The 14,684-nt window shown below is 34.5% G+C and carries 13 protein-coding genes; 4 read left to right on the top strand and 9 right to left on the bottom strand.

Going from position 1 to position 14,684, the window contains the following annotated elements; all coding sequences use genetic code 11:
- Positions 1 to 25 precede the first annotated feature (25 nt).
- The 3 genes from ABS764_RS14140 to lptB all read left to right on the top strand — a co-directional run bounded on the left by ABS764_RS14140 (position 26) and on the right by lptB (position 2,643).
- Complete coding sequence (locus tag ABS764_RS14140) at positions 26 to 991, top strand: KpsF/GutQ family sugar-phosphate isomerase (RefSeq protein ID WP_408082437.1); 966 nt, start codon at positions 26 to 28, stop codon at positions 989 to 991.
- Positions 991 to 1,812, top strand: a complete 822-nt coding sequence (tatC, locus tag ABS764_RS14135) for a twin-arginine translocase subunit TatC (protein ID WP_408082436.1) — start codon at positions 991 to 993, stop codon at positions 1,810 to 1,812. The genes ABS764_RS14140 and tatC overlap by 1 nt, the downstream gene beginning before the upstream one ends.
- Before the next feature lie 90 nt (positions 1,813 to 1,902).
- Positions 1,903 to 2,643, top strand: coding sequence for an LPS export ABC transporter ATP-binding protein (lptB, locus tag ABS764_RS14130; RefSeq protein WP_408082435.1), 741 nt, complete (start codon positions 1,903 to 1,905; stop codon positions 2,641 to 2,643).
- A 96-nt stretch (positions 2,644 to 2,739) separates the two neighbouring features.
- Here lptB and ABS764_RS14125 read toward each other — a convergent pair whose 3' ends face one another.
- Both ABS764_RS14125 and ABS764_RS14120 read right to left on the bottom strand, forming a co-directional pair.
- Entirely contained in the window at positions 2,740 to 3,603 is an 864-nt protein-coding gene (locus tag ABS764_RS14125) for a glycoside hydrolase family 25 protein (RefSeq protein WP_408082434.1), read from the bottom strand.
- Positions 3,587 to 4,309 carry a CDP-alcohol phosphatidyltransferase family protein gene (locus ABS764_RS14120; protein ID WP_408082433.1) on the bottom strand — a complete coding sequence of 241 codons (723 nt, stop codon included), beginning with the start codon at positions 4,307 to 4,309 and terminating at the stop codon, positions 3,587 to 3,589. Before ABS764_RS14120 ends, ABS764_RS14125 begins: the two co-directional genes overlap by 17 nt.
- 182 nt (positions 4,310 to 4,491) lie before the next feature.
- On the opposite strand from ABS764_RS14120, the gene ABS764_RS14115 reads away from it, so the two are divergent.
- Positions 4,492 to 5,631: a lipoprotein N-acyltransferase Lnb domain-containing protein gene (locus ABS764_RS14115; protein WP_408082432.1), complete on the top strand. Its 1,140-nt coding sequence runs from the start codon at positions 4,492 to 4,494 to the stop codon at positions 5,629 to 5,631.
- Between the two features lie 19 nt (positions 5,632 to 5,650).
- Here ABS764_RS14115 and ABS764_RS14110 read toward each other — a convergent pair whose 3' ends face one another.
- From ABS764_RS14110 to ABS764_RS14080, 7 genes are all read right to left on the bottom strand, one after another.
- Positions 5,651 to 7,039, bottom strand: coding sequence for an exopolysaccharide biosynthesis polyprenyl glycosylphosphotransferase (locus ABS764_RS14110; RefSeq protein WP_408082431.1), 1,389 nt, complete (start codon positions 7,037 to 7,039; stop codon positions 5,651 to 5,653).
- A gap of 168 nt (positions 7,040 to 7,207) precedes the next feature.
- A complete protein-coding gene (locus tag ABS764_RS14105) occupies positions 7,208 to 8,554 on the bottom strand; it encodes an O-antigen ligase family protein (RefSeq protein WP_408082430.1) in 1,347 nt (448 codons plus the stop codon).
- Positions 8,547 to 9,632 carry a glycosyltransferase gene (locus ABS764_RS14100; protein ID WP_408082429.1) on the bottom strand — a complete coding sequence of 362 codons (1,086 nt, stop codon included), beginning with the start codon at positions 9,630 to 9,632 and terminating at the stop codon, positions 8,547 to 8,549. Before ABS764_RS14100 ends, ABS764_RS14105 begins: the two co-directional genes overlap by 8 nt.
- Complete coding sequence (locus tag ABS764_RS14095) at positions 9,629 to 10,750, bottom strand: glycosyltransferase family 4 protein (RefSeq protein ID WP_408082428.1); 1,122 nt, start codon at positions 10,748 to 10,750, stop codon at positions 9,629 to 9,631. Before ABS764_RS14095 ends, ABS764_RS14100 begins: the two co-directional genes overlap by 4 nt.
- A 412-nt stretch (positions 10,751 to 11,162) precedes the next feature.
- Entirely contained in the window at positions 11,163 to 12,146 is a 984-nt protein-coding gene (locus ABS764_RS14090) for a glycosyltransferase (RefSeq protein WP_408082427.1), read from the bottom strand.
- Positions 12,146 to 13,141 carry a glycosyltransferase family 2 protein gene (locus ABS764_RS14085; RefSeq protein ID WP_408082426.1) on the bottom strand — a complete coding sequence of 332 codons (996 nt, stop codon included), beginning with the start codon at positions 13,139 to 13,141 and terminating at the stop codon, positions 12,146 to 12,148. The genes ABS764_RS14090 and ABS764_RS14085 overlap by 1 nt, the downstream gene beginning before the upstream one ends.
- Complete coding sequence (locus ABS764_RS14080; RefSeq protein WP_408082425.1) at positions 13,138 to 14,682, bottom strand: glycosyltransferase family 2 protein; 1,545 nt, start codon at positions 14,680 to 14,682, stop codon at positions 13,138 to 13,140. The genes ABS764_RS14085 and ABS764_RS14080 overlap by 4 nt, the downstream gene beginning before the upstream one ends.
- Positions 14,683 to 14,684: the final 2 nt, after the last annotated feature.

Here is a 14,684-nt window from a genome sequence, read left to right as displayed (position 1 = left end):
ACACACAAATTTTAAACATTCAGTTTTGATATCCAAAGAAAATATATTGGGCATTGCCAAAAAAACCATATTATCTGAAAGTGAAGCAATTGTAAAACTAATTGATTACCTAGATGAAAATTTTTCAAAAGCTGTAGAAATTATCTTTCAATCTAAAGGGCGTCTTGTAGTTACAGGGATAGGAAAAAGTGCTATCATCGGTCAGAAAATGGTAGCGACTTTTAACTCTACAGGGACGCCTTCGATGTTTCTTCACGCTGCCGAAGCCATTCATGGTGACTTAGGAATGATCCAAAAAGACGATGTCATCATTTGCATTTCTAAAAGTGGTAACAGTCCGGAAATCAAAGCACTTATTCCATTATTAAAAAGAGACGGAAACCCATTAATAGGAATTAGCGGAAACATCAATTCTGCTCTTGCTAAAGGTTCCGATTATGTTCTCAATACAACCGTAGATGCAGAAGCATGCCCTATTAACTTAGCTCCTACAAACAGCACCACAGCCCAATTAGTAATGGGAGATGCACTTGCTATTTGCCTAATGGAAATGCGTGATTTCAAAGCAGAAGATTTTGCTAAATACCATCCGGGAGGCGCTCTGGGCAAAAGACTTTTACTCCGGGTAAAAGACATGATTGCACACAGTCAGAAACCAATTGTTAGCCCTGATACCGCTATTAAAAAAGTGATTTTTGAAATATCTGAAAAAAGACTGGGAGTAACAGCAGTAATTGAGAACAACAAAGTAGTAGGAATTATTACGGATGGTGATATCAGAAGGATGCTAAACGACAGAGATACTTTTACCGATTTGACTGCAAAAGATATTATGACCAAAAACCCAAAATCAACCTCATCAGAGACCATGGCTATTGATGCTTTACAAATTTTGGAAAATCACTCTATTACTCAACTTATTGTTATTGATAATGAGCAATACAAAGGAGTACTACATTTACATGACATACTAAAAGAAGGAATCCTATAATGGCAAAAAAAAACACAAACGAAATGTCGTTTTTAGATCATCTTGAAGATTTAAGATGGTTATTAGTCCGAAGCACTATCGCGGTAATTATTATGGCAATAGTAACCTATTTTATTAGTGATTACTTATTTGACACTATTATTTTTGGCCCTACCAGACCCGGGTTTTTTACTTATGTATACTTCTGCGAATTATCACATAGTCTGGGTTTTGCAGACAGCATCTGTATTACCGAAATGCCTTTTATCATCCAGAACACACAAATGGAAGGTCAGGTAAATGTTTTTATCTGGATATGTATCCTGTTTGGCTTTATACTCAGTTTCCCGTATATTCTATGGGAAGTCTGGAAATTTATAAGCCCTGCTTTGTATCAGAACGAAAAGAAAAATGCCAAAGTTTTTATCTTTTTCTCCTCTTTGCTATTCTTTCTCGGGGTTATTTTTGGTTATTTTGTCGTAATTCCTATGTCCGTGAATTTTGTGGCTACTTTTACTGTCAGCCCAACTGTAATTAACCAATTCACTTTGGATTCTTATATCGGGATGGTAAAAACTTCTGTTATAGCCAGCGGATTATTTTTTGAACTCCCAATCATCATTTATTTCCTGACTAAACTGGGACTGGTAACTCCTGCTTTTCTAAGAACATACCGAAAATATGCCATTGTACTGGTGTTAATTATAGCCGCAATAGTTACTCCTCCTGATGTGGTAAGTCAAACAATTGTTGCTATCCCAATGTTATTAATTTATGAAGCGAGTATCTTTCTTTCTGTTTTAGTGGTAAAAAAAGAAAAAGGCTTAGCGCTAAAAAAATAATAAATTGTTAATGTGTTTATTTGTTTGTCTGGTTATTCGTTAATTTGTCGAAGAATCTAATGAACAGATACTCAAACAACCCAACTTAAGATGATTTTAAGAGCCGATAATTTAGTAAAAACGTACAAAGGAAGAAGTGTGGTAAAAGGCATTTCGGTCGAAGTCAATCAGGGAGAGATTGTGGGTTTATTAGGCCCTAACGGAGCCGGAAAAACAACCTCTTTTTACATGATCGTAGGGCTAGTTAAACCCAATGCCGGAAGCATCCATCTTGACAATACTGATATTACAAATTACCCAATGTACAAAAGAGCGCAACAGGGAATTGGTTATCTCGCTCAGGAAGCTTCTGTGTTTAGAAAACTGAGTATTGAAGACAACATCCTGAGTGTTTTACAATTAACAAAATTACCCAAAGAAGCCCAAATTGCAAAAATGGAAAGCCTTATAGCCGAATTTAGTCTGGAGCATATCCGCACCAATCGTGGTGATTTACTTTCAGGAGGTGAACGCCGTCGTACAGAAATTGCCCGTTGCCTGGCTACTGATCCTAAATTTATCTTACTGGACGAACCTTTTGCCGGAGTTGACCCTGTAGCTGTTGAAGACATTCAAAGAATTGTAGCGCAATTAAAAAATAAAAATATCGGAATCTTAATTACCGATCACAACGTTCAGGAAACTTTAGCCATTACCGATAAAACTTATTTGATGTTTGAAGGTGGCATCTTAAAAGCCGGAAAACCGGAAGAATTAGTAGAAGACGAAATGGTACGCAGAGTGTATTTAGGACAAAATTTCGAACTGAGAAAAAAGAAATTAGAATTTTAATTAAAAAGCAGTCTGCAGAATTTAAATAGCAGCATATAAAAATTAGATTTTAGACTCGATGTTTAATGGTCTTAATCTGAAATCTGAAATCTGAAACTACTCTTTGGTAATAAACTGCAATTGCTGTAAATCGCCATTAAAAATATTGACATCCACATTCCCATTGATACCGGAAACAGTGGCTTTTTCAGTAAATTGCCAGAACAACCAGTCTTCGTCTAATTTCTCTCTGTAAAAATTATAATTAGCAATCCAAAACAAATAATCTGAGAATTCTTCTTTCAGAAAATCATCATAATAGCGTTCCCCTGTATAGATTATCGGTTTTACTTTATAATGCTCCTCTATTTTATTTAACCAGCGTCTGAGTCCTATTTTTAAACGACCGACAGATTGATTTTTAGGCAATTGTTCGATATCGAGAACCGGTGGCAAATCCCCTTTTTGCAAAGTGACGTTTTTTATAAAAAGTTCGGCTTGTTCAATTGAATTTTCATTGGGACGATAATAATGATAAGCACCCCGAATCAGCTTATTTTCTTTGGCCTTGAGCCAATTCTCCTTAAATCTTTTGTCCAGCCTGTCATCACCCACAGTAGCTCTGATAAAAACAAACGAAATTTTATAGTCATTGTCTAAAGTTTCTACTGCATCCCATTCAATATCGCCCTGATATTCTGAAACATCAATCCCAATAGCTTTGGCTTCATTTTTTTCTAAAACCTGATAATTACGTACATCTGAAAGTTTTTTAGCTCTGGCTTCTTTGTCTAAAACTTTATCGGTTTTAAAACTGAAATAATAAGCTAATCCATCTCTGTAATGGTAAACTGTACCCAAAAAAAGAGCTATAAAAAAAACAATAACACCTGTTTTAATTGTCTTTTTCAATACTACTGAAGACTTCTTCTTCGGCTTTCTGTATGTCGTAGTGCGACGTCTGTTATTTTGTTTTGCCATCTAACGAAAACCTATTATTCACAACAGATAAAAACACATAACTGATAATAACAAGTGGAACTCCCGCGTATTGAAAAAAGAATACTAATAATACCGAAAGTGCTAAAAACACTATTTGAAGCAGGTTATCTTTGAAAGTAAATTTTTTAATTTTTAATGAAAACAACGGAATCTCAGCATTTAGAATATAAGCGCTAAAAGCCGTAATGAGCAGCAACACCCACTGGCTGCTAAGCAATTCTAATACAAATAACGAATCAGAATAGCTTACCACTAATGGCAGACTCAATACAAACAATGAATTAGCCGGAGTTGGCAAACCAATAAACGATTCGGTCTGACGAGTATCAATATTAAAAAAAGCCAAACGATAACAGGAACCCAGCGTAATTACAAAACCTAAAAAAGGAAAAACAGAACTGCTTGAAATTTCGTGCTGACTGTTTTCCAGTAAAAAATACATCACATAACCCGGAACCACACCGCTGGTTACCATATCTGCTAAGGAATCCAACTGCAATCCTAATTCTCCGGTAACTTTAAACAAACGTGCAAAAAAACCATCAAAAAAATCAAAGAAAATCCCTAAAAAAACAAAAAAAAAGGCGACTTCAAACTCTTGTTTACTCACAAAAACCATCGCAATACAACCACAAAAAAGATTTAGCAACGTAATAGTGTTCGGGATGTGTTTTTTAATATTCATTTTAATTTGCTTTATTAAGTATAGCTACAAATTTAATACAATACATTTTGTTATTTCCAATTCCTTATTTTTTCTTCAACATCATTTTCAACAACCGATTTATTATTCATTATTTAAAATAACAAAGAAGCCAGCTCGTTAAAAAATGATACTTTTGAAAAAAAATAGTAACGACATTTATTATGGCACACATTCCCTTTTTAAAAAAAACAACCCTATTACTATTCTTTCTTAGCTTTGTCAATGCAGTCAGCGCACAAAATATTCAATTATCCGGAGAAGCCACTGCTAGTGTCATTACCTGTGGGACCGGAAACGAATCTTATTCTCTTTTCGGGCATACCGCTATTCGGATTAAAGACTCTGTTAATTTTGTAGATGCTGTTTATAATTATGGTGCTTTTGATTTTAGCACGCCTAATTTCGTTCCTAAATTTGCCAAAGGAGATCTGCAATATTTCGCAGTTGTTAACCGCTACACTGACTTTATCAGTCAGTATGCTTATGACAGGCGTTCGGTTGAGGAACAGGAATTACAGATTCCTCTGGAACTGAAACAACAGCTATTTGAAAACCTAAACACTTCTTTAGCCTCAGGGGAGAGTCATTATACCTATAAATTTATTGATAAAAACTGTACTTCAATGGTAGTTGATCTCATCAATAAAACACTGGGCAACATCGTAATTACAAAAAAAACAGATACTGAACTTACATACAGAACCATTTTATATCCTTACTTTAACCATCATTTTTACGAAAAATTAGGTACAAGTATTATTTTTGGAACCAAGGTAGACGAGCCCGGTACTAAATTATTTTTACCGATAGAACTGCAGAAGAGTTTAGCGGTAACCACCTATAAAAACAAGGCGTTAGCACCGGAAAACAAAACTATTTTGAACTTTGAGCCTTCCCATCCGTTTTCCTGGTGGAACAATATTTATACATACCTTATTTTTACAGCTTTATTAGTAATTCTGAATAAAAGAATGATACACCTGAGTTTTTTTACCATAATGGGATTCCTTGGATTATTCTTTATTTTTATGGGATTCTATTCTAATCACTTAGAACTCGCTAACAATTATAATGTACTATTGTTTAATCCCGCTTTATTAGTTTTGGCTGTGTTTTACAGCTTAAAAAATAAAGTATGGAGCTATAGACTGGCAGTATTTAATCTTATTTCAATTGGAATATATGTAGTGATTTTACTCAATAAAGTGCACTTATTTATTGTACTGCCATTAGTAGTCACTTCTGTTTATTTTTTGATACAACTGATACTAAAAAAGAGAGCTGTTCCAAAAATTAAATAATATAATCAACTAAATAATTTTATTGTCCTCTGTAAAATAAAACGGTAGTTATTGTCTTCAGTGTAATACTAAAATCCAGGTAAAAACTGCGGTGTTTAATATAATACAAATCATACTGGAGTTTGATTAAACTTTCTTCAATAGATTCTCCGTAACTGTAATTTACCTGTGCCCATCCGGTAAGACCGGGTTTAATAACGTGTCTTGTTTCATAAAAGGGCATTCTTGCTGCAATTTCTTTTACAAAGAAAGGACGTTCCGGACGTGGTCCTATCACAGCCATATCTCCTTTTATAATGTTTACAAACTGCGGAAATTCGTCCATTCTGGTTTTTCTCATAAACTTGCCAAATGCGGTAATTCTGCTGTCATTACAAGTAGCAAAAACTGCTTTCTCAGCCTCTGCATTTTCAATCATGGTACGAAACTTTAATATTTTAAATACCTTCCCGTCTTTCCCTACTCTTTCCTGCGAATAAAACAAACTTCCTCTGTTTTCAAAAGCATTTATAACAAAAATAAAAGGAATCAGTATCAGTGTGATGAACAAGCCCACAACCGAAAGCATGATTTCCAGAATCCGTACTATTGCCAAATACAGGCGGTTTTGATTGCTACGGCTAAAAGGGAAAAACCGATAAAAATCCCGTTCTGCATATTGCACAGGAATACGCTGGGTTTTTGACTCATACACCTGTGAATATTCTCTGATTACTTTTCCTGACTGTAATAATTTCAACAATTGCTGGTACAGCTCAGTGGTAATATTTTCCGGTTTCTGAGTACCAATTACAATTTCAGTAATATGCTTTTCTTTTACGTAACAAAGTAAATCTTTCGTTTGTACAGCTTCGACGTACGAATGAAAGCCCTCTTTGCTACTCGGATAATCATTCACATACGCTATAATTTTATAGTGCGGATCAATATTTTCAAGTCCCAGAATAAGTTCTTCGAGCTGATTGTTGTCACAAACTAATAAAGCATTCTGAAAAAACCTTCGAGATGCCAGAAACCGAACATAGAACACTCTCCATACCAGCAATGAAAAGAAAAAAACCAGTAAAAATGTCAAAATCTGAAGCCGGTTAGAGGGCAATTGAGGAGCATAAACAGGAGTCAGCAAATACGCCAGTACGGTAATGGTTACCGTAAGAATAGTACTTCTTATAATCTGGTATTCATTACTGGATACCTGCAGATTGTAAAACTCTAATATTGTACCAATTACTTTTAAATAAAATACAAGAACTATCAGGTAAATCAGATTAGAGACTGCTGCTTTTAAGTATGCCAAATCAAAAAAGTACCCGAAACTATATAAAGCTATGACAACAGCGCATACATCTACAAGGTGCAGAATTGCTTTCCTTTCGGAAATCTCAAAATGTATTTTATCCTGTAACATTCTTTTTTGTCGGCAATATAGTTCTTATCTGTAAAATTGTCAACTCAGATGAACTTTAAAATATAATTTCTGTACCAGTTTACAAACTATCTGCTCAGACATGATAACATATCCTATTAATGACTTTAAATTCAGTTTAAATACTATCTGAAAAATAAAATAAGATATTTACACTATTTTAGTTCTGCTTTCAACCGGTTTAATTTGTATATCCAGTAACGTTAAAGCGTACACAAAGGCCGGAGCAGCGAGCCGCATAGCAGCATGATTAATGGTTAGCAGCCAAAAAACATAAAAGGAGAAAAAATAAATATTCTGGTAATTATTTAAATACAGTACCACAGGAGTTATAAACAAAATTAATAAAATCAATACGCCAAACATACCGTGTTCCGCTAATAATCTCGTAATTTCGTTATGAGAAGCCACTTCCTGTCCGATTTCCTGCTCTCTAAATATTTTTCCTAAACCAATACCTACTCCCATTACAGGATTTTCTTTAAAGAGTTCGATTTCTGTTCCCATTACCGCTTCACGTCCTCCCAGACGGTCTTCTTTCTCCCTGCCGGCAGCATCCTGATTGGCATATCTCTTATTAATCAGTCCGCTGGTCTGAACTACACTATAGCTCCAGACACTAAAAACCAAAATACTGCTTAATACTACAATCCATTTCAGTTTTCTTTTTCCTGAAGAATTACTCAACAAATAGGCTGCTATAATTATAAAAACAATCATCGCAAAGCCCGTAATTACTCCTCCTCTGGAAAAAGTAACAATAGCTCTGTAGCTTGTTAAAACAAAAAGAAAACCGTTTAAAGCTATAGTTATTTTTGATTTGGACATAAAAACCAACTGGCAGAAAAAGACAAACATCCCCAGCCCCAAAATGGTAGCCACCTGATTAGGACCAAAACCTCCCGAGGTGGCAAAATTAGACTGGGTTCCGGTTACTACATCCTGTACACTGGGATTATACAACAGCAAATATACCAGCGTAGCAATAACAGGTATTCCAAAAAACACTATAATATTTTGCAGCTGTGTGAATGAAAGCTTTCTTTTATAGCAATACAACGCACACAATCCCAGACAGACCGGTCCCGAAATATTAAATGTAATCGCTTTACGCACTTCCAAATCAATTATCTGCGTACTCATTGTCATTAAAACTGAGGGGACTAACAACAGAAAATACAACCAGTATATGATACTGTTCTTTGAGAAACCACTTAACACAAAACCCAACAGCATTAGCAGCGAAACCACAGTCTTGACGTATTCGTAATTTAAATTACCACCTGTCATTCTGATAAAAACCTCTGCACCTACCAGATAAGCAACAACATACAAAACTTCATTATTTCTGTTATTAGCAGCAATAACATAATAACCGCCAAAAGCTGCCACCAGCAACGGATATATTTTAGATAAAAACGGAATATAAAAAAGAATAAACGCCAGACCTACATGGAACAGCGCCAGATTGATATAATTGATTTCTGATTTATTCATTTGTAATTGTTATTCTAATCCAATGCCTGTATTTTACCATCACCGCAGTAGCCGAAAAATGGTGCATCACCCGCTGCTGCAGCTGATCAGCAAAACTTTCCCTTAGCATTTTATTATCTATCAGTTCCACTACGCTGTTGTAAAACAACATAGCATTATTTGGCTGCACCAGAAAACCATTGTTCTTATCTTGCAATACAGCAGCAACTTCTCCAACATTGGTCATCACTACCGCTTTTCTATGCAAACCATATTCTAACAGTGCTACCGGCAAGCCCTCCGAATCTGAAGTTAAAATTCCTATTTCTGCCTGTTCTAAAACTCCTGAAATATCCGGACAGGAATCGTATAAAAAAACCTGATTTTCTAACTGCTTTTCTTTAATTCCATCCTTTAACCTTTGTGCATAGTCATCCTTAAAATTTTTACCTGTCAGATGAACAGTCCATTCCGGATGTGATTCTTTTAATTTAGCAGCCACTTCCAAAAGCAAAAAATGATTCTTTTGGGGACGCAAATTAGCCAGACAAACAATACGCTTTCCATGCTGTCCTTTCAAAACAGTCTGTCGGTGTGTTTCATTTCCAATTACAGCGAAATTAGGTAAATATATTGCATTTTTAAAATGCAATTGCTGCTGTGCCCAAACTTGAAGTTTTTCGTTTACTGTGATTATACCCGTAAAAAAATACTTAGCCAGCCATAAAATAGCTTTAGGTCTTTTTATTAAAAACTCACTGTTTCCGTAATGGTCATGCCAGATTATCTTAATGGCTGGTAATGTCAATTTGATTAAAACAGCTAAAAAGAAAGAAGAACTGTGTGCCTGAATGATTTGTATTCGGTGTTTCTTCACGTACTTTCTGAGTGTAAATACTGCTTTTATATCCAGCGTGCTTTTTTTGTTTAAAAACAGATAATTTGTTTTATTACTTATTTGCTTTTTTAAAATCCCTTCTTTGCGGGTAGCCACTATGGCAGAAAATTCAATTTCTTCCGCAAGAACATTGGCATAATTTACCGCCATGCGTTCGGCACCACCTGCTTCTAAGGAATCTATCAATTGCACTACTCTCATTGTTGCAGTAATTTTTGGATTTCTGCTTCAAAATAATCTAAGGTATATTTTTGTGACCATTGCTGTGCTGCCTTACTTTTCTTTTCAAAAACTGAAGGATTATTAATTAAATCATTAATAGCAGACGCATCTTTTTCAACCTCCATTTGAAGTAAAACGCCCCGTTTTCCCTGTGCTAACATATCCGGAATACAGGAAACGGCAGTTGCCAGCGGTACACAACCCCAGAACATTCCTTCGGCAATGGCTTTTGGCCAGCCTTCACTTTTGGAGGGCAGAACGACAAAATGACTTTGCTGACAGGCTTTTTTAATTATCTTCTGACTTTGATTCCCGTGTAAAATCACATGTTCTTTTAAATTACTGACTTCCACATATTTTTCTATATCCCGCCTTAGTTTTCCTTCTCCATAAATATCTAAAAGTATGTTGGGAATGCTTTCTTTTATTTGTTCCAATAGCTGAATGGCATATATCGGATTTTTACCTTCCACTAAAGTCCCTGCAAACAGCAGTCTGATTGTTTCTCCGGAATGTACTGTTTTTTGAATGGCTTGCTTTTCAGTTTCCGAATAGGTTGCTGTAAAAAAGGGCCGGATATTCTCCGATTGATTCTTCCAGTTTCCATATACTAACACCTGCATTCTACGGGTTAAAAAAGTATTGTTTAAAATCCATTTTTGCAGCCGGTAAGTCCACGGTTGTTTTGCTTCAGGATCCCAATTGCCTGCATATTTTGCTGATTTGGTTTTGAACGGAAATCCTATTTGCAGTATGCAGCCCAGTAATCCCATATTACCGGGGCAACGCAAATGGATATGATCGGCCTGCTGCATCGCTTTTATTATTCTTATCAGCACCAGCGGCAGTACCAGCATGGTTTTTAAAATCTTTATGAAGGAGGTTAATGCAATGGCAGGTACTTTAAAAAAAATAATGTCCGGATGTTCATAAGGGATGTCAATAGTGCCTTTTTTTTCTGTGCTAATTGGCGCGACAACAGTACACTGAGGTGCATTTTTCAACCAGAGGTTCATTTCCCGGACATAGGGTGCATACGCATAATATCTGCTTTGCTCTTTATAGTGCGGAACATGTGTAACAATTAACAATTTCATGTTTGTAGGTAGTCTTATGACCGATAGCTGTAATTGGTTCGATGATTAACAGTATCGCAAATATACCTATAAAACTTTAGTTTAACTATGCTGCAGCGGTACACTGCTATATCTATAAAATCCTCCTTAAAAAAACATTCCTTTTACACACCGTAATGTCTCTTAGAGAAGTTGGGAGTTGTGAATCGTGAATCGGGAGTTGTGAGTTGTGGATTGGGAGGAATTCAGGAGTTTTTTCTTACTGCTGACCTAAAGCTTTTTTCTTTTCCCGATCTAAAGGTAGATTTCTTTTTTACCCCTGTTACTAAAGGGAAAAAGAAATCAGAACGTTAGTGTTAATCTAGAACGTTGGGGATTCTAGGTAAGGGACTCCTTCAGTTGTTATTTACTGTAACAAACCAATCCAATACAACTAATGCCTTAAAATTTTTTTGATTACAGCTTCGGGAGCTAGGTATTCCTCAAAGTATTCTCTGCCTGCAATTTGTATTTGTTTCTTTAAATTTTCATCTGTGATCAGTTCATCAATTGCTTTTTGTATTGTTTCTTTATTATTTGCATAAATCAGATGTTCATAATTCAATAAATCTGCGGGTAGTTCATTAAAATGTGGTGTTGTAATTATTGCTTTTCCTAAAGCTAAAAATTCAGCTAATTTCCATCCATGACATGAAAGTACTGCAGGAGTATTAAAAACAATTGCAGATTTTTTTATTTTCTTTACATACACTTTTAATGGAATTTTTGCTGAAGTTACCAAATTATCATACCCTAAATTATTTCCATCTGTTCTTGATGCAAAGCCTCCTTCAAAAACAACTTTTCGATTCTCCTTACAGCATTCAATAAATAAGGCTCTATAATCATTAGTATCTTTTTCTTTCCTCCAAATACTACTTATAAAAAAAACTTCATTTTTTGATGAAACTTCAGGATAGTATTTACTTATATACAATCTCTTATACTGTCTCCAATAATTAGCAACAAAGTCTCTTTTATTGGAAATATGTGTTTTAAACTTATAAAAATTTACTCCCATATAGAAAAGGGTCTTGAAAAGATTCCAAATTTTAATCCCAAATCCCGGTCCAATCGAAATAATTTTTTTCGCCATTTCACCATGCTGCCATACTGTTTTATCATAGTTAATTTTTCCGTAAACATCACACCACTGTAAATTCATTAAATCAATTTCATTTGAGTCCCCAGAATCAATAATAATTTTTTTTACAGAATTAGTGTTCTCAATAATAACTGCAAAAGTGCCCTGCTTAAAGAGCGGAAATTTAGAAATATTAAAATTAACTTTTCCAATCACCTCATTCAATCCCTTAATATAATAGGCATCATAAAATACATTACATAAGCCATATACGTATACTTTTGATTTCATCATTATTTTCCTGATTTATTAAACAACAGACTTCCCCATGCTGAAAATCTTCCTACAGACTCTGTAAAAGCTGCTTTTTTATCTTTGGCTGTCAGCATATTTGACAATCTGATCAGCGCTAATAATAGGGTTATCGCATGCCATTTTAATTTGTCTTTTAAGTTAGGATTGGGATTTTTTACTCTCCATACATACCAGCCGTTTCTCACTACCATTTTACCATAATGATACTGATTGGGTCTGCCGGAAGCTGCATGAAAATGATTCAGCTGAGCAGCTGTATTGACATATAATTTTCCTTTTTTAGCTAAGCGTAAACAAAAATCAGCGTCTTCATACAGGCCGTAACCTTCAAAATAAGTTGAAAACCGGGTTGAATCAAATACTTTTTTTCTAAACGAAGAAACACCTCCCATTAGCAGTTCTGCTTCGTATAGTTTGTTACTGGGAGGTAAAAAACCAATACTTCGTCCATGAGAAAATAATGGCGAAAAACCCGGCGGACAATCACTATCCAATCCCAGTTTTTTTCTTAAAATGAACCGGCTGCCGTCTTTGCGTTTCCAGCTATCAAAACAGAATTCATTAATCTTCGGTATATAATTATTCGTAACTTTTTCCCATTTGGTTTCATTAGCGATATAACCTCCAACACCTAAAGCTTCGGGGAATTTCTGATAAACCTTAAGTAACTCTTCAAAATAATTTGTTTCTAAAACTGTATCATCATCTAAAAAACAAACAATTGCGGAATTATTATCTGTTTTGCTAATTCCAAAATTTCTTTGCCTCGTTAATCCTCTATCCGCATAAGAAACTAAAAAATATTTTAGGTTTTTAAACGGATAATTTTTGAGTATTGCTTGGGTTTCCTTATTTAAGGAACCATCAACTATTAGTATTTCATCGGGATAAAGTGTTTGTCTATTAACTGACTGCAGCAGTTTCAGTAGCGGCAGCGGACGCATGTAGGTACAAATAATTAGTGTAAATTTCATGGTTTACTCATCAGATAGTTTGCCCAATATATACTCTGTTTCCATTCTTTTTTAAAATTAAAAAAGTAAATCAACGGATTTTTAATTGATTGTGCACTGTAATATTTAATAAACAAGGTCGTTTTATACCCTTTTTGCTGTTCTTTAGTATGATGTAATAACTGATACAACATGACTGTAGGTGAAGGTTTGGGTTTGATTTTATCCTGATTCCATATTAAATCGGTTTTTGTTCTAAACCCTCCCATTGGTGCTTTTAGATGCAAAATTTGTGGATTTGGAAAATACAGAATATCATTACCAGTATTCCTAATTTGCATTCCAAAATCAGAATCTTCTCCAAATCCAAATTCATATCTTTTATCAAATTGAATATTTTTTATAACATTCGATTTAACAATACTGCATCCTGAGCCAAAGGCATTCCATTGTATCACTCTATTATTAATCATTTTTTGATTTGTTCGTACACAATTTAAACTTACCACTTTGTTTCTATATTTTAATATTAAATCAAATGCCTCTTCAATACAAAAGGAAGAAAATCTAATATCGTCATCTGCCAAAAATACCCATTCGCTTTCTACTTCGGCTAAAGCTCGATTTCGGGCATTGCAAGCACCTGCCTGGTGGGTAAAAATATGTTTGATCACAAACGGCCAGCTTTCTGTTGTAAGATAATCCAATTCGGAAATGCTTTCTTCCAACGGGTTTTGCTCCACAATAATTACTTTATGGGGCAAATGTGTTTGTTGTGCCAAGTCTTTTAAAACATCATAGAGGTATTGTTTTCTTCCTATAGTTGGAATAATAACATCTATTTTTTCTGAGTTTAAATCATCCGCTGACGAAACATTCACTTCAATCTTGTCCAGTTTTATCAAATAATCATTCCTTTTTTTAAAAAAAAGACTGTAGACTAAAGCCAGTAAAGGAAACTTTAATTCATAAATCATCAGATTTAAAAATAATAAAAATACCCATCTTGTTTTATAATGCTGCTTTACAAATTTAAAAAGAGTATAATCTGAAGGTTTTCTTTCGCTTAAAAAACTATGATTTTTTAACAATTCAGGTTCGGAGTAACATAGTAAACCTAGCGGCATACTAATTTTAGCTATTGAATTCAAATAATAATCAAAATTAGCCTGCTGTTTTATTTGGTTATCAATTGCCATTAAAACATCGGAATGTATTATTCCTACTGAGCTACTCATTTGCCAGGTTGGGTATCTTACTTTCTTATTTATCTTTATGAAAGGAGATTCTTCAACATAACCAATTCTATTTCCTAAAAAATTTACAGCATCGGGATTATAAGAGAGCATCATTTTATCATGATAAAAGACAGTATCTATTTTATCTAAATTCAATGCCTCACTATACTTTTGATGGCACCAAACAATTTTGCACTGAGAATATTTTTTAGCCAGCTCCATTAATACAAAAGCGATTGACGCCTTGTTATTGAAAGGGATTATTTCATTATTCTCCGAAATAATTTTTACTACCTTTTTATTGTCATGGTATATTAGTATCACAA

The organism is Flavobacterium plantiphilum (genome assembly GCF_046000495.1).
GTDB lineage: Bacteria > Bacteroidota > Bacteroidia > Flavobacteriales > Flavobacteriaceae > Flavobacterium > Flavobacterium plantiphilum.
This window is presented reverse-complemented; position numbering and strand designations above follow the sequence as displayed.